This is a genomic window from Hahella sp. NS-SX17, assembly GCF_057367735.1.
In genome coordinates this window covers 5695256-5711840 of the sequence record NZ_CM170632.1, presented here as the reverse complement: position 1 = coordinate 5711840, position 16585 = coordinate 5695256, and the positions used below count along the sequence as shown (strand labels likewise).

General features: G+C 54.3%; 13 protein-coding genes. 7 read left to right on the top strand and 6 right to left on the bottom strand.

Features of this window, described 5'->3' with window-relative positions; all coding sequences use genetic code 11:
• Positions 1 to 12: 12 nt before the first annotated feature.
• Complete coding sequence (locus tag AC2IBB_RS25395) at positions 13 to 699, bottom strand: response regulator transcription factor (RefSeq protein WP_486329499.1); 687 nt, start codon at positions 697 to 699, stop codon at positions 13 to 15.
• Positions 700 to 1311: 612 nt separating this feature from the next.
• On the opposite strand from AC2IBB_RS25395, the gene AC2IBB_RS25390 reads away from it, so the two are divergent.
• The 3 genes from AC2IBB_RS25390 to AC2IBB_RS25380 all read left to right on the top strand — a co-directional run bounded on the left by AC2IBB_RS25390 (position 1312) and on the right by AC2IBB_RS25380 (position 4444).
• Positions 1312 to 3378 carry a hypothetical protein gene (locus AC2IBB_RS25390; RefSeq protein ID WP_486329498.1) on the top strand — a complete coding sequence of 689 codons (2067 nt, stop codon included), beginning with the start codon at positions 1312 to 1314 and terminating at the stop codon, positions 3376 to 3378.
• A gap of 116 nt (positions 3379 to 3494) precedes the next feature.
• Complete coding sequence (locus AC2IBB_RS25385; protein WP_486329497.1) at positions 3495 to 3830, top strand: BolA family protein; 336 nt, start codon at positions 3495 to 3497, stop codon at positions 3828 to 3830.
• Positions 3827 to 4444, top strand: coding sequence for an L-threonylcarbamoyladenylate synthase (locus AC2IBB_RS25380; RefSeq protein WP_486329496.1), 618 nt, complete (start codon positions 3827 to 3829; stop codon positions 4442 to 4444). The genes AC2IBB_RS25385 and AC2IBB_RS25380 overlap by 4 nt, the downstream gene beginning before the upstream one ends.
• A gap of 38 nt (positions 4445 to 4482) precedes the next feature.
• On the opposite strand, the gene AC2IBB_RS25375 is transcribed toward AC2IBB_RS25380, so the two are convergent.
• Entirely contained in the window at positions 4483 to 5097 is a 615-nt protein-coding gene (locus AC2IBB_RS25375; RefSeq protein WP_486329495.1) for a hypothetical protein, read from the bottom strand.
• Positions 5098 to 5258: 161 nt separating this feature from the next.
• Between AC2IBB_RS25375 and sbcB the strand changes: the two genes are divergently transcribed.
• Positions 5259 to 6710, top strand: a complete 1452-nt coding sequence (gene sbcB, locus AC2IBB_RS25370; RefSeq protein WP_486329494.1) for an exodeoxyribonuclease I — start codon at positions 5259 to 5261, stop codon at positions 6708 to 6710.
• Positions 6711 to 6815: 105 nt separating this feature from the next.
• On the opposite strand, the gene AC2IBB_RS25365 is transcribed toward sbcB, so the two are convergent.
• Positions 6816 to 9713 (bottom strand): insulinase family protein, encoded by a 2898-nt coding sequence (locus tag AC2IBB_RS25365; protein ID WP_486329493.1) that lies wholly within the window; start codon positions 9711 to 9713, stop codon positions 6816 to 6818.
• A gap of 121 nt (positions 9714 to 9834) precedes the next feature.
• Entirely contained in the window at positions 9835 to 10131 is a 297-nt protein-coding gene (locus tag AC2IBB_RS25360) for a hypothetical protein (protein ID WP_486329492.1), read from the bottom strand.
• Between the two features lie 337 nt (positions 10132 to 10468).
• Between AC2IBB_RS25360 and phbB the strand changes: the two genes are divergently transcribed.
• The 3 genes from phbB (at position 10469) to AC2IBB_RS25345 (ending at position 14641) form a co-directional block, all read left to right on the top strand.
• Positions 10469 to 11215, top strand: a complete 747-nt coding sequence (phbB, locus tag AC2IBB_RS25355; RefSeq protein WP_486329491.1) for an acetoacetyl-CoA reductase — start codon at positions 10469 to 10471, stop codon at positions 11213 to 11215.
• Positions 11216 to 11648: 433 nt separating this feature from the next.
• Positions 11649 to 13634: an SDR family oxidoreductase gene (locus AC2IBB_RS25350; protein WP_486329490.1), complete on the top strand. Its 1986-nt coding sequence runs from the start codon at positions 11649 to 11651 to the stop codon at positions 13632 to 13634.
• A gap of 404 nt (positions 13635 to 14038) precedes the next feature.
• Positions 14039 to 14641 carry a peroxiredoxin gene (locus tag AC2IBB_RS25345; protein WP_011398748.1) on the top strand — a complete coding sequence of 201 codons (603 nt, stop codon included), beginning with the start codon at positions 14039 to 14041 and terminating at the stop codon, positions 14639 to 14641.
• Positions 14642 to 14765: 124 nt separating this feature from the next.
• On the opposite strand, the gene rnt is transcribed toward AC2IBB_RS25345, so the two are convergent.
• Both rnt and pyrC read right to left on the bottom strand, forming a co-directional pair.
• Positions 14766 to 15422: a ribonuclease T gene (gene rnt, locus AC2IBB_RS25340; RefSeq protein WP_486329489.1), complete on the bottom strand. Its 657-nt coding sequence runs from the start codon at positions 15420 to 15422 to the stop codon at positions 14766 to 14768.
• Between the two features lie 105 nt (positions 15423 to 15527).
• Positions 15528 to 16565, bottom strand: a complete 1038-nt coding sequence (pyrC, locus tag AC2IBB_RS25335; RefSeq protein WP_486329488.1) for a dihydroorotase — start codon at positions 16563 to 16565, stop codon at positions 15528 to 15530.
• Positions 16566 to 16585: the final 20 nt, after the last annotated feature.

Below are 16585 nucleotides of genomic sequence, written 5' to 3'. Positions count from 1 at the left end.
GACAATGGCGGCCTATTCCACTTCCTCCAGCCGATAACCGTGCTGGTAAATGGTCTTAATGCGAAATCCGTTTTCCGGTTTGATTCCCAGTTTACGCCGCAGACGGCTCATATGCGTGTCCACGGTGCGGGTATTAATATCGCTGCTGACGCCCCAGACCCTTTCCAGCAGGTACTTGCGCGACAACAGACGGCCTTTGTTTTCGAACAGGAACGTCGTCAGGTCGAAGTCCTTGTCCGTCAACGTCAGCGCTTCCCCGTTCAGTTGAATGGTCCGTTTCTTGTGGTTGATGCTGAAGGGGCCATAGCTGGCTTCTTCGGCATCGCTTTCCTCGGTGCGGTTTCTCCGGCTCAGCGCTTTGAGGCGGGCGATGAGTTCGCCGGGGCGCGCCGGCTTCACCATGTAATCGTCGGCGCCAGCCTCAAGCGCCTCAATAATATCCTCTTCCGCTTCGCGCTGGGTCAGGAACAACACCGGGATCGGCCATTCCTGTTGCTGTCGCACCTTGCGAAGGATGTCGATGCCGTCCATATCCGGCAATTGCCAGTCCATGATGAGCAAATCAAAGCTGTCATGGGTGACGGCGAATAAAAAATCTTTCCCCGTGTTGTAGTGGCGGCATTGAAAATCTGAGTTCCGCAGATTTAGCAATAGCTGGTCCGCCAGATTCTGGTCGTCTTCTAGAAGTCCGATTTTCATAGTCTGCGTTCGTCTAACTGTTTGATGTATATCTAAGTTTGGCAGTAAACCACCAATCTCGCTAACTTTTGCCGAAAAATGTGCGGACCGGGTTGAACCGCACCTGATTCAGTGACTTTGTCGACAGACAGCAAACCTTGCGAAAAGCCGGACTAGGGCAAGGTCTACTTCAGCTTAAATGAATTTTGTGAGCAATTTAAAAATGTAACAACAAGCTACTTTTTGCATCGCAGGCCGTACCCATGGTCCTCGCGGGTAAGTTGGATATATCATTGGCCTGGCGGCTGTCCCGAAAATCCTGCTATGGCGTGGGCCAATCATGGGGGACTGCCGTAGCATTCCGCGCCGGAGCGTTCGCAGCGGTGGCAGGCGATCAAGCAGGTAATGGAACCGTCCAAAGGCGAGGGGCAGTGGTCGCAGAGATCCGAGGTCAGGGTCTCCTGCACACAAGCGAAGCGGCAGTTAGCCCTTCGCATCGCCCTGAACAAGGGATGGGCGGCGAATATAAGGAAATAGCGGCGGTCGCAATGATCGCTGTGGAGAAGGAAAATGAGAGTAATAAGGACTTTTAAGCGAAAAACAGGATGTAGATTTCATTTATGTGTGGCCCTTTTGACGTTATTGACGGCCTTTGCTCTTCCAATCTCAGCGGAGATTAATTTTTACCCGCCTGTAAATTTATCCTATTCCGAGGGGCTGAGCTTTAATCCCAGCCTGGCGATTAAAGGCGATAACCTTTATGTGGCCTGGGATGACAACAGCTCCGGCGTGAAGGAAGTCATGTTCACGCGCTCCCGCGATAAAGGCGAAAGTTACGCCCCGCCCAAACAATTGTCGTCTCCCTCGGGGCAGTCCAGCGCGCCGGACGTAGCCGTGGATTCCCGCGGCAAGGTGCATGCGGTGTGGCAGGACACGTTGTCCGGCGTTTCATCTATTCTTTACGTGCGCTCGGAGGACGGCGGCAAAACCTTTACGCCCGCCGTCAGCCTGTCGGGAGATGATAGCGCCTCTGTGCGCGCAGATATTCTGGTGGACTCGGCGGATGTAATATACATCGCCTGGACTGACACCGGGACGGAAGAGGTGATGGTGTCCCAGAGTGTGGATGGCGGCGGCAGCTTTCAGCAGATCGCCAAGATCAAAGCCAATTTTGTCTCTAGCGTGCGTATGGCGGCGGGAGGGGACCGGCGCATCCATGTCGCTTGGACCAATGCTCAGAATGTCTATCATATGTACTCAAGAAACGGCGGCCGCAGTTTCTCTAAGCCGGTAAGCATTTCCGCTAGCAGTGCGGTATCGTCTTCCGTAGCGCTGACGGCGGATGCAGGCAGCAATGTGTATATTGGCTGGAGTGAACAGATTGGCGACGAGGCGGAGATTTTTGTCGCCCGCTCTGAGGACGGCGGTCAACATTTTGCGCCGCCGGGCAATATCAGCGGCAACCTGGGCGCTTCCATTGGTCCAGACCTGACGACGGACGCTGAGGGTGTGCTATACGTTGTCTGGCAAGATACGACCCCAGGCAATTACGAGGCGATGTTCGCCTATTCGGATGACCGGGCTTTGACTTTCTCGACCGCCGCCAACATTTCCCCCAGTGAACTGGGATCTTTGGTGACCAAAGTGGCGGTCGATGAGAGTGGCGGCGTCTTCGTCGCCTGGGATGATAATCGCAGTGGCAATTTTGAGATTATTGTGGCGCGAGGCATGCAGGGGCTAGCCGCTATTAAGAACGCCACCGCCAAGCCTTCTCCTTTCAGTCCAAATGGCGATGGGGCCAACGATACCTTGAGGGTGAGCGCAGACTTCACCGCGCCTCTGCAATGGGAAGCGTCTGTCCTGTCGCTGGATAATGAGCCGCTGAATGTGTTTCGCGGTAAAGGGGAGCACATCGATCTGACCTGGGACGGGCGCGATCATAATGGGGCGGTGGCTCCCGACGGTTCCTATCGGTTTCTGATCACGGGCGTGGACGTGGATGGCGTGGCGGCGACGCCTGCGGAAGTGTATTTCAGCGTTAACACGGTGTCCGACTCAGAGCCGCCGCAACTGTTGAGTTATGAGTCCAACTATGCGGAGTTTGGCCCTGACGGCGATGGGCGGCGTGACAGCGTCACGCTCAAGGCGACCTTCAATAAGAAACTCGACTGGACGCTAAGCTACCAGTCTCGGGATGGAGTGGAGCTGTTTCGCCAGCAAGGCAGCGGCGTTTCCTTGGATAAGCTGTGGGATGGCCGTGATTTCAGCGGGATCACGGTCACGGATGATCGTTATGTGATTGCGCTGTCGGCTACGGACACGCAGGGACTTAGTATAAGCGGGGAGTTGCGGGTGATTGTGGATACGGTAGCTCCGCAATGGGCCAATATCAGCGTTACGCCGGATGTGATCACCCCCAATGGCGATCAGTCCAATGACAAGGCGCGACTGGAGTTTGACCTCAATGAAGGCGCATTGACGACGGTTTACGTCTATGAAGCGCGGGGCGGTTCTCTGGTGCGGGAGCTGTATCGGGAGCCGTTGATTGGCGAGCATCACGTCGCCATAGACTGGGATGGACGTTCCGGCACAGGGAGTATCGTGGCGCCGGGAAAGTACATTTTTAAAGTGTGGATGCGGGATTACGCGGCCAATCGCGCGGAACCCTATCCGGTGGCGGCGGGCGTCACAGTGCGGTAAGCGGGCTCTCTTCGCTCGTCGAACGCGGCGGAGTGGTTTATAGTGTATTCATTATCTACGCCGCGACGAGGCCCGTCGCGGCGGCTTGCTGTCTAATCCTATCTGCTGAAAGAAATATGAAAATCCAGATTTCTGTTGAGAATAAGTTAAAAGAGGCTTTTACTCCGACGCACTTGGAGGTGATCAATGAGAGCCATATGCATAGCGTCCCTCCCAACTCGGAAACCCATTTCAAAGTGGTGCTGGTGACGCCGCAATTTACGGACATGCGTTCCGTGCAACGGCATCAGAAGGTGTATGCGGTGTTGGGAGAGTTGATGCAGCAGGGTATTCACGCCCTGGCGCTGCACACGTTCACCCCGCAGGAATGGCTGGAGAAAGGCCAGGCCCCGGACTCGCCGAATTGCATGGGCGGCAGCAAAAAAGCCAAAACGGAGCAGGGCGGTCAATGAGCCAGTTTTTCCAGATTCATCAGGACAACCCGCAGTCCCGTCTGGTTCGTCAGGCGGTGGAAATTATTCACAATGGCGGCGTTATCGTTTACCCCACGGATTCTGGCTATGCGCTGGGATGCGCCATCGGCGATAAGAGCGCCGCGGATCGCATCAAAAGTATCCGTCGGCTGGACGACAAGCACAATTTTACGTTGGTGTGTCGGGATTTGAGCGATATCTCCACCTACGCCAAGGTGGACAACAGCACCTATCGACTGCTGAAAAACCATACTCCCGGCGCCTACACATTTATTCTGACGGCGACCTCGGAAGTGCCGCGCAGGTTGCTGCATCCGAAACGGCGGCAGATTGGTATTCGGGTGCCGGATAATCGCATTGCGCAGGCATTGCTGGAAGAGCTGGGCGCGCCGTTGATGAGTTCCACGCTGATTATGCCTGGCGAGGAAATGCCGATGACTGACCCCTACGAGATTCGGCAAATGCTGGAGCATGCCGTGGATTTAATCATTGATGGCGGTTTCTGCGGCATGGAGCCCACCTCAGTCGTGGATTTGACCGACGATACGCCAGTGATCCTGAGAGAAGGCGCGGGCGATATTTCCGGCTTCTGAATGACTGCGCCGCCGGTGGTTCCCGGCGACGCCATGCATCAACTGATCGAGATGGAGAAGGCGGCGCCGGAATTTGCGGTCATCTCCGCAGCCGCGGAGCCCATTTTGTGAAAACGTTGCACAATGTCCTGCAGGGAGTTGTTCTGCGGATTGGAGGAGAGCAGCGAGCTGAACAGCGAGTTGTCGCCTCCGTAGGCATTCTGCAGGCGCATGACATTCTGAACGTAATCCAGTGCAGGCTTCTGGTTACTCAGCCGCACGAACGTTTGCTTGATGTCCGGGTTGCGGTTGATGTCCGCTTCAATCTTTTGCTTGGCTTCCGTTGGAATGGCTCCTGAAATTTCCAGCGCGCCGGTCTCGTTGCGACCCAGGCGAACCTGTCCGCGCACGCTGGTGACGCCATACTCGGCAAGCTTTTGCCTGAGCGTCTGCTGCACAAAGGCAGTATCTTGCCCGACCCCTTGTTGAAACTCTTTGATCATAACCCGAGGGCGGGAGGCTTGTTCCTGCTGTTGACCTGACAGGGTTACGGTTCCTGGCTCAGGAAGCGTGTCCATGGCCGCGTCGGCCCTTGTCTGCTGGGCGGCGGTGGGCTGTTTCAGGCCTTCGTAAGCCTGATTTCCATATTCAAATAAAGTGCGAATTAAACCCATGACGGCTACCTTGTTATCTCTGAGTACGTTTTTCCGGCATTGAAAAGCGCTTGTTGGTGTTTCATTCAAATGCTGTGCCAGCGCTCGACAGGGAATCCAACATGACGAACGGGGCGCTATTGGCTAACATGGGCGCCTGATTGACGACTCAGAGTAGTTAAATGGCTGACACCTTTTATTGGTACGATTTCGAGACCTGGGGCGCAGATCCCCGCAGAGACAGGCCTTCTCAGTTTGCGGGCGTGCGCACGGACTTGGATCTCAACCCTGTCGAAGAGCCGCTGGTGATGTATTGCAAGCCGGCGGAAGACGTATTGCCGCAACCGGAAGCTTGTTTGATCACCGGCATAACGCCCCAGAAGGCGCTGTCGGAAGGCGTGAGCGAGGCGGAGTTTATTCACCTGATACACGAACAGTTTTCTCAGCCGGGAACCTGTGTGGTCGGTTACAACAGCATCCGCTTTGACGATGAAGTCACCCGCAACACGTTGTACCGTAACTTCTACGATCCATACAGCCGTGAGTGGCGCAATGGCAATTCCCGCTGGGATGTCATTGATATGGTGCGGCTCACTTATGCTATGCGTCCAGAGGGCATTAACTGGCCTATGAACGAAGACGGCGTTCCCAGTTTTCGTCTGGAAGAGTTAACCAAAGCCAATGGCGTGTCGCATGAGGCGGCGCATGACGCCATGTCTGACGTCTACGCCACCATCGCCGTGGCGCGTCTGATCAAAACGGCGCAACCCAAGCTGTATGATTACGTGCTTCGCCATCGTAATAAAAAGGTGCTGGAAGGGCTTGTGGATACCGAGCGTATGAAACCTCTGTTTCATGTGTCCTCCAAGTTTCCGGCGGCGATGGGCTGCTGCGCCATGGTGGCGCCCATTGCGCGTCATCCTACCAATCCCAACGGTGTGATCGTCTATGATCTGCGCGCGGACCCGTCCACCTGGACGCACTTGCCGGTGGAGAAGATTCGAGAGCGTATCTTCACCTCAAATGAAGACCTCCCTGAAGGCGCGGAGCGGATTCCGTTGAAAGTCGTGCACTTGAATAAGTGTCCGATTCTGGTGGAGAGTAAAATCCTCAAAACCATGGACCCGGAAAGGCTGCGCGGTTTTCAGCTGGATGGGGATAAGCTGCGCGTTCATCTGCAGGCGTTGCGTCAAGTGGCGAATATTCAGGAGCTGGTGGCGGAAGTGTTCAATGAACCGATGGACGACAGTGAAACTGATCCGGACTTGATGTTGTACAGCGGCGGCTTTTTCAGCAAAAACGACCGGGAGCTGATGACGTTCATCCAGCAACAGTCGCCGGAAGTTCTGGGGGAATTGGAGTTACCCTTCGAAGACCCTCGCTTGCAGGAAATGCTATTTCGGTATCGCGCCAGAAACTTTCCCGGAACCTTGAACGAAGAGGAAATGGAGAAGTGGGAGCGGTATCGCTATCGCCGTTTGGCGGGAGAGTCTGGCGGCGCTTCGATCAGCTTTCAGGCTTACTTCAAGAAACTGGAGCAGCTTGCCGCCGATCCAGATATCACGCCGCTAAAACTATCCATTCTTCAAGACCTGCATTTATACGGAGAGTCCATCATTCCTATGGACTTCTAACCCCACGGCGCTATAGCCTGCTGACGCTCGCTGGCGGACAGCGTAACGAAAAAGACCCGCGCGATGCGGGTCTTTTTTATTGGAGTGAGTTGGCTACCGCGCCCGTCAGTATTTGGCTCGCAGCGGAAACAGCTTGTTCGCGTTGAGCCAGCTCTCCTTGTCTTTCAACGGCTCCGCTTTTCCGGGACGCCAGTGCGCGCCGCTTTTGTCGCCATCAGTGACTACCAGCAAAGCGCTCTTATCGGCCACAAACTGTCTGTCGAAATAACTCGCCAGTTGCTCAAGGCTGAGTTTGTCTACTTCGCTGGCTATCTGATTCATGGTGTCGAACTCTTCATTGCCGACGTCAATTTCCGTCCAGAAGCGGTCAGAGCGTTGCTCCAGGGTCTGATCCTTTTCCGTCAGTCGCGCCTTCAAAGCAGCTTTGTGCTTTTCAAACTCCGCTTCGGGCATTAACCTCAGCTCTTTGGCGAAACGGGCGATAAAGCTCTCTGTCGCAGTGTGAATCTGCTGTGGCGTATGCGATGGAGACTGCACGATAAAAGCCAGGGCGGGCGTGTCCAGCAGCGTATAGGGGGTGGCGAATACGACATAACCCATCTGCGCTTCAGTACGGATATCGTTGTAGTACTCCGGTGAAATGATCTGGGCGATCAGGCCGAACGCGGCGCGGTCTGCATAGGTTTTGCCTGGCCCTTGAACGTAATAGAGATAGGCGGAGTCCTGATGTGGCGTGCTGATTTCCTTAAACCAGTCGCCGCCTTGAATATCCACCACGGCGCTTTTCTGCACTTCGACAATATTGGCGCCGTTCATCAGTTGCGTTTCAACTACGTTGGCGGCCTGCAGCGCTTGCTCGCGAGAAATATTGCCGTGAGCGAGGGCGACCAGATTGATCTCTTTGAGCGCAGTAGGCGCGAAAGCGCGCACATCATCCAGGGTGATTTTCTTCAGCGCCTCAATCTGTTGTTCTTCAGTCCAGTAGGGTTGCAGCAACCAAGTCCGCGCTTCTGACGCAAGGCGTTCGAACGGTTTGTCCTGAGTCGCATTTTTCAAGTCGCGCAGCATGTCTTTCTTGAACTGGTTGAAGCGGTCTTTACGCAGCTCGGGTTGTTTTAGCGTGGTTAGAATGCGCTCCAGCAGCACGGGCTGCTTATCGCTGAAGCCGTCGATACGCAGCGTTATGCCGCGCAAATGTTTGTAGAGCTTGAAGTCCAATCCCGCCAGATAAGCGGGGTAGGAGTACTCGTTCAACTCGTCCCGGGCCAGAGAGATAAATAGTTCGGTCAGCGCTTGATCTCGCGGACTCTTATTGGCCAGCGGCGAGCGAATGCTTAGGTAAAAGCTGGATTTAGGGGAGTCGAAGGATAAGTCTTTCGCGAACCAGACGTCATACCCAGGCTGTTCATAGATTTTTTCCGGGACGGTCATATCCGAGCCAGCCAGCAGGTCTAGATCGTCTGGGATGAACTCGTTGGGACCTGGCAGATGAATAGCCGCCTGCTGATCCGGCGTACGAATTAGCGCTTCCTCCTCAGGGGTGAACGCGCGCACACCATAGGGCGTTTCGTACCAGCGCTCAGTTTTGTCCGTAATGGCTTCCGGAGCGGATAGCACCGCCAGCATATTCTCCGGGCTCAGTCTGTCCGCAAACTCTTTCAGTACTTTGCCGTCATAGTCGTCCATAGCATAAGGCGCGCGTAGCACTTGTTCTGGCGGGTGATCCTGCAGACGCCCCGCCAGGCTGCTGACATAGTGAATGGGGGCGGCGTGGTCCTGGAAACGGTAGGCGATGTCCAGCATCTTCGCCTGCTCCTGAAAGCGCCACTCTTCAATGCCTTGCTGCTTGATCAGGTTGATGTAGGTGAATACGTCGCGAATTACCTTAATGTATTCTCTCTGGCCTTTCTCCGTCAGCGTGATGGAGACGCTGACCACGGAGCTGTCCTCCTCGCTAGTGAACAGGCCGGAAGAGAGGCCTTCCGCCAGATTCTGCCGCTTCAGCCAGGATAACAGGCTGCCTTCGCCTTCGTGACCGATGAGGTTGGTCAGGTAGTACACCGGTTTGGCGTGAAAGTAGGGCTCAATCGGCGGCGCTTCGAACATCAGGTGTAACGAACGCTTTTCCTTAATCGGCTTGACGGACAACAGCGTTGGCGCTGCGCCGGGTTTGAACAGCGGAGGCCGTTTCTGGTTGTGTTCGATGTCGCGCTTTTTCACGCCGCTGAACTTTTCCTTCACCCAGGCTTCCATCGTGTCTAACGGCTCTTTGCCATAGACGGTCAGCCTCATGATGTCTGCGGAATAGTGTTGCTCATAAAATTTGAGCAGGGCGGCGCGGATATCCTCACCAGGGCGGTCCGCCAAGGTTTCCAGGTTGCCGACGGCGAACTTGGCCATGGGGTGGGCCGGGTTGATGGCTTGTTTGACCGCGGCGAAAAAGCGGCGGCTGTCTTCTCGCAATTTCGAAGTGTACTCCGAATGCACCGCATTCTTTTCACGCTCTACATAGGCTTCGGAAAACAGAGGGGCGACGAATTGCTGGCTGAAGCGGTCCAGGGCGGGCTCCAGTGAATCGGCGTCAACATCGAAGAAGTAGTTTGTGTGGTCGAAAGCGGTAAAGGCGTTGTGAGAGCCGCCATGCTGATTGATAAAGGACTGGTATTCGTCAGGCTGCGGATATTTTTCCGTTCCCAGAAACAGCATGTGCTCCAGGAAATGGGCCAGTCCCTCGCGGCCGACTGGATCGGCGCCGCTGCCTACGTCCACATCTATCGCGGCGGCGGCTTTATCGGTTTCCGGGTCGGATATCAACAACGCCTGTAAGCCGTTGTCCAGCGTGACGGCCCGGTATTGACGCTTGTCGTTTGGGCTTTTGGCGATGGTGCTGTTCACTGAGGGCATAGTGTTAGGACTTTTATTGAGAACGCTGCAGGCGGAAACGAAACTAAAAACCAGGATCAAAGTGCCGGCGGCTGCAACGCTAAGGGTTCTTGATCGCATAAATTAAGGCCATTTACTGAGTATAGGTGTTTGCGGGATAAATTGGCGGGCCGATGCCGTCTTTTGTTTTGCAGGCGACGCCAATTTCCAGTTAGCTGAGACATGCCCGTCAAGACTTGGTTCAATGATGCTTGGCGGGTTGGTTGGCTTGCTGCAAGGCGTCCAGCGCTGATGAGGCGATGGCTTTAGCCTCGCTGACGGATTCCCTGGCGCTGAGTTCGCTGATTTTTTTCAACGCGTTCTCGGCGATGCCGGCGTTTTGTTCAATGATCAAAAACTCTTTTTTAAACGCGATATCGATGGCTTCATAAACTTTGCGGATGTTTTCCTGCAGAGCGTCCTTGTCGGTGGATGTTTCGTTGATGGCGCGCAAACAGGCTTGCGCGATGCGAATATATCTCTGGTCTTTATTGGTCATGGCGGCCACTTCAGGTTAATCATGGGCCGAGTATATCACAATGGCTTTTGAGTCCGACCTGCTTAAGGATTCTTAATGTGAGGGTTTGTCTGCTTGGGGCGTCTCTCTTGTACGGCGTTACTACCCGGTTTAGCGGTCTCGCTAAGGCGCGTAAAAATTGACCATTGCAGCCTCATCCGTAAGCGGAGAAGAGGAGTAGGACAACTCTTGACGTTGGTCAAGACGAAGGGCCTCGGCGAAGGTCTAATTTAAGCTGTCACGTAGAATAAATAGTATCCAAAATGCGACCTCTCGCATTGGACAGAAACTCGCAGTGGACAGAAATAAGGAGATTGACATGGAACAGCATATTGCATTGGTTACTGGCGGCACAGGGGGTATCGGGACCGCCATCTCTCAGCGTTTGGCGGAAGACGGTTTTCGGGTGATCGCCACCTACAGCTCGCCGGCCAAGCGCACTCAGGCGGAGGCCTGGCGGGCTGAGCAGAGGGAGCGTGGGTTTGATATCGCCATCGAACTCATGGATGTCTCCAGTTTTGAAAGTTGCGCAGCCGCCGCCGCGGATATTCGTGAAAAGTACGGGGTGGTTGATGTGCTGGTGAATAACGCCGGCATCACTCGCGATGCAGTAATGAAAAAGATGCAGATGGAGCAGTGGAAGGATGTCATCGACACCAATCTCAGCAGCATCTTCAATGTCACCAAGCAGTTTCTTGACGATATGCTGGAAAGGCAGTTCGGCCGTATCGTCAACATTTCTTCCATCAATGGCCAGAAAGGGCAATTCGGCCAAGTGAATTATTCCGCCGCCAAAGCCGGCATTCACGGATTCACCAAAGCGCTGGCGCAGGAAGTGGCGCGTAAGGGCGTGACTGTGAACACCATTTCTCCCGGCTACGTGGCCACTGCGATGGTGATGGCGGTGGCTGAAGAAGTCAGGGAGAAAATAAAGGCGCAGATTCCGGTAGGACGTTTCGCTGAGCCGGAAGAAATCGCCAGAGCGGTATCCTTTTTGACGGCGCAAGAGGCGGGATACATTACTGGCTCCAACCTGTCTATCAATGGCGGTCAGCATATGTACTGACGCTCCGATGAAACCGGCCGCTGCGGCGGCCGGAGCTTCGTTGTTTAGGTTGTTTGCACTAATCCCACCGATTTCTTCTGCGCTAAATCCGTTGATTTCGCCTCCGTTGTTTTTACGCTCCGCAACTCCCCATTATCCCGCTTACAATGCGAGTTAGGGCGCACTGGCAGGGCGTCCTTCGTCAGTTATGCCTTTATTATTTTGTAGTTATTTTGATCTAATCCATGTTTCGAGCCATTGCTCTAACACAAACAATGAGTTGCAGAATAAAAATAAGTACACTCGTAAAGGTTTATAGTCTCGGCCTTCGACAACAAAAACCTTTGCCATACTAAGAGGCTATACAACTGGAAAACAGGAAAGCTTTGCACTGAATCGGTGGAGCTGGGTTCACTAATAAAGTTAAAAAAACATCAACCGGAATGGAGTGGATATGAACTACTTCGTGACAGGAGGCACCGGATTTATCGGTCGCTTTCTGGTTCCCAATTTATTGAAACGCGGCGGAACAGTCTACTTGCTGGTGCGGGAGGCGTCTCTTCCCAAGCTGGATGAATTGCGTGAGCGCTGGAGCGCGTCGGATAAGCAAGTGATCGGCGTGGTCGGCGACCTGGCGCAACCGATGCTTGGAGTCTCTGAGAAAGACGCAGCCATGCTGCAGGGCAAGGTGGATCATTTCTTCCATTTGGCGGCCATTTATGACATGCAGGCTTCCGCTGAAAGCCAGGAGCAGGCGAACATAGAAGGGACGCGGAATGCGGTTAAGCTCGCCGATAGTCTCAAGGCGGCTTGCTTTCATCATGTCAGTTCCATTGCGGCGGCGGGTCTATATCGCGGCATCTTCCGGGAAGATATGTTCGAAGAGGCGGAAAAGCTGGACAATCCTTATTTGCGCACCAAGCATGAATCCGAAAAAGTGGTGCGTGAAGAATGCCAGATTCCCTGGCGCGTTTATCGCCCGGGTATGGTTGTCGGCCACTCTAAAACTGGCGAAATCGATAAAATCGATGGTCCCTACTATTTCTTTAAGCTCATTCAGAAGCTGCGTAGCGCACTGCCGCAGTGGATGCCCACCGTGGGCCTGGAAGGCGGACGCATCAATATTGTGCCAGTGGATTTTGTTGTAGATGCAATGGATCACATTGCGCATGCAGAGGGAGAAGACGGCAAATGCTTTCATTTGACTGATCCAGACCCTTACAAAGTGGGAGAAATCCTGAACATTTTCGCTGAAGCTGGGCATGCTCCTAAAATGGCCATGCGTATTGACGCGCGGATGTTTGGTTTTATCCCGCCCATGATTCGTCAGGGGATTGCGCGCCTGCCCCCTGTGCAACGAATGAAGAACGCCGTGCTCAATGATCTTGGGATTCCGGATGAAGTGATGAGCTTTATTAATTATCCGACCCGTTTCGATAATCGTGAAACTGAACGCCTGCTCAAAGGGACTGCTATCGCTGTGCCTCGTTTGCAGGATTATTCGCCAGCGATTTGGGATTACTGGGAACGTCACCTGGACCCGGATTTACACAAGGATCGCACACTGCGTGGTGCCGTAGAGGGACGGGTTTGCGTCATCACCGGCGCGACGTCCGGCATCGGTTTGAGCGCCGCCCGCAAGTTGGCGGAGGCGGGCGCCAAGGTAGTGATCGCCGCCCGCACTTTGGAAAAGCTTCAGGAAGTGAAAAAAGAACTGGAGGCGTTGGGCGGTGAGGTTTATGAGTACTCCGTCGATCTCTCCGACCTGGAGGATTGCGACCGCTTTGTCGCTGATGTCCTCAAGGATTTGGGGCATGTTGACGTGTTGGTGAATAACGCTGGCCGCTCCATTCGACGCTCTATTCAGCATGCGTTTGATCGTTTTCATGATTTTGAGCGCACCATGCAGCTCAACTATTTCGGCTCGTTGCGGCTGATTATGGGATTTGCGCCGAGCATGCTTGAGCGCAGGCGAGGGCATATTGTGAATATTTCCTCTATCGGCGTATTGACCAACGCCCCTCGCTTTTCCGCGTATGTGGCTTCCAAGGCTGCGCTGGACGCGTTTTCTCGCTGTGCGGCGGCGGAGTTCTCCGATAAAAACGTCACTTTCACCACTATTAATATGCCGTTGGTGCGGACGCCGATGATCAGTCCTACCAAGATATATGATTCAGTGCCGACGTTGACTCCAGAGGAAGCGGCGGACCTGGTGGCGGAAGCGATCATTCATAGGCCCAAGCGCATTGCTACGCGATTGGGCGTGTTTGCGCAGGTGCTGCATTCTATGGCGCCGAAATTCAGTGAAATCATCATGAACACCGGCTTCAAGATGTTTCCGGACTCCAGCGCCGCCACTGGCGGTAAAGATGGCGAAAAGCCCAAGGTTTCCACTGAGCAGGTTGCTTTTGCGGCGATCATGCGGGGAATTCACTGGTAACTTCCACTCTTGTCGGAAAACGGGCCCTGAGCTTGGCTCCAGGGCCCGTTTCTCTCTCACGAGGCGCTTACTTAGTCTGCGTGAGTCAAGTGGTTGCGCATTAGAAAATTGGCGGTAAAACACCTACACTTGCTGGCTCAGGCTGCGTAACCCGAAAGTTTTTCAGCATTATTTCGGTTTGTAGGGTCCCCGTGATTTTATAGGGCGGACCTATGCTCGCCATTAATAAATTAAATGGCGCGACAATAGGCTTGGTTCAGTGGAAAAGGTATGATGACGCCACTTTTGTGTGGTGTCTTTCACCCTCTGAACGCAGCAACGTATCGCTGCAATAATTTGTTGAAATAACAAACGTATTTTGATGCTTGCATCAAATCAGAAAATGTAATTTAGGAGAAACAACGATGGGCGTTCTAGTAGGAAAACCTGCTCCCGACTTTACCGTTCCCGCAGTTCTGGCTGACGGCCAGATCGTAGACGAATACAAACTGTCTGAAGCAATCAAAGGCAAATATGCTCTGATTTTCTTCTATCCTCTGGACTTCACCTTCGTATGTCCTTCTGAGCTGATCGCACTGGATCACCGTGTAGAGCAGTTCAAAGAGCGTGGCGTAGAAGTGATTGGCGTTTCCATCGACTCTCACTTCACTCACAACGCATGGCGTAACACGCCAGTGGACAAAGGCGGCATCGGCCCCGTCAAGTACACTTTGGCGGCTGACCTGAACCACGAAATCTGCAAAGCGTTTGATGTTGAATCCGCTGGCGGCGTTGCGTTCCGTGGCGCTTTCCTGATCGACAAAGACGGCGTTGTGCGTTCCCAGATCGTTAACGACCTGCCGCTGGGTCGTAACGTAGACGAGCTGATTCGTCTGGTTGACGCGCTGCAATTCCATGAAGAGCACGGCGAAGTATGTCCTGCTGGCTGGAAGAAAGGCGATAAAGGTATGCAGGCTTCTCCAGAAGGCGTGGCTAACTACCTGTCTCAAAACTCCGACAAGCTGTAATCGCTGTCGAGTTAACGAAAAAGGCCGCATTTGCGGCCTTTTTTGCGTTTCAAGAGACAGTCCCAAAAGAAAAGCGCTGTAATCAGCGCTTATCGACTCGGTCCAGGGTGGGGATAGCAGGAGGTCAGTCGGCGTAGTCCTGCTGATCGGTGGTCCAGCCGCCGAGCTCTTTCCAGCGATTCACGATTGAGCAGAATAGCTCCGCCGTTTTCATTGCGTCATATTCCGCTGAGTGCGCTTCTTTATTGTCGAAAGGTATGCCCGCCAACTGACAGGCCCTGGATAACACGGTATGGCCATAAGCCAGCGCCGCCAAAGTCGCAGTATCGAACGTGGAAAACGGGTGAAATGGATTGCGCTTCACATCCGCACGCTCTGCGGCTGCGAATAGAAAGGAGTGGTCGAAGGTGGCGTTATGGCCGACCAGGATGGCGCGGTTGCAGCCATTGGATTTCACGGACTTGCGAATCGGACGGAACAACTCGTTCAACGCATCCCCTTCAGGTTTTGCGTCGCGCAAAGGATTGAATGGGTCTATCCCGGTAAACTCTAGGGCGGCCTGCTCAATATTTGCGCCAGCGAAAGGCTCGACGTTGAAGCTGACTGGCGGCTCGGGGTAGAGCATGCCGTCATCCTCCATGCTGATAATGATGGCGGAGACCTCCAGCAGCGCATCGGTCTTGGAGTTAAAGCCGGCGGTCTCGACATCCACTACTACCGGCAGAAAGCCGCGAAAACGTCTGGCGAGAGGGGATTTGGGGCGGTTTTGCGATTCAGACACTGGTTATCTACTTTTGGTTGGGGTGGCGAACGACTCCCGCCACTGCTGTACTGTTATGAGTATCAAAGTCTCTATAGGCGCGGCTGGTTTGCGCCTGTGACTGCGTTAGAGCAGCTCCGCTCTCCAGCGAATAGTTTCTCCTGCGCGGAAAGGAACTATCGTCGAGTCGCCCAGCTCCATAGCCATTGGCATCGTCCATTCATCTTTACTCAGGCGTACTTTGCCGCCGTTGACCGGCAAGCCGTAAAACCTCGGGCCATGTAGGCTGGCGAAGCCTTCCAGCTTGTCCAGTGCGTCCAGCTCATCAAAGGCTTCGGCGTATAGCTCCAGCGCGGAAGGCGCAGTGAAGCAGCCGGCGCAGCCGCAAGCGGCCTCTTTCTTTTCTTTGGGGTGGGGCGCCGAGTCTGTGCCCAGAAAGAACTTTTCATTGCCGGATGCCGCGGCCTCTCGCAACGCCACTTGATGCTCGGAGCGCTTTAAAATTGGCAGGCAGTAAAAGTGCGGACGAATGCCGCCAACCAGCATGTGGTTGCGATTATAGAGCAAGTGGTGCGCGGTAATGGTGGCGGCGACGTTGGCGCCAGCCTGATTGACAAAATCAACTGCGTCCCGGGTGGTGATGTGCTCCAGCACAATTTTCAAATCCGGGAAGCGTCTGGCCAAAGGCGTTAGCGTTTCGTCGAGAAAACGTTTCTCACGGTCGAAAATATCTACTTCTGCATGGACAACTTCTCCGTGTACAAGCAGCGGCAGGCCGACTTCGCTCATTTTCTCCAGTGCGGAGAAGACGTTGGCGACGTCTGTAACGCCTGCGTCCGAGTTGGTGGTGGCGCCTGCGGGATACAGCTTGCAGCCATAAATGACGCCGCTTTGTTTGGCGGCGATGATATCCTCGGGAGAAGTATTGTTGGTCAAATAAAGCGTCATCAGGGGATCAAATGCAGCGCCTTCTGGAACGTGGCTCAGAATGCGATTGCGATAGGCTTGCGCCTGCGCTGTGTGGGTGACCGGAGGAACCAGGTTGGGCATAACGATAGCGCGGGAAAACAGGCGCGCTGTTGCGGGTACGGTGGTCGCAAGGGCGTCGCCGTCTCGTAGGTGAAGGTGCCAATCGTCGGGCCGGGTAATGACTAAGTCGGACATAGAGTATCAACCACCAGGGC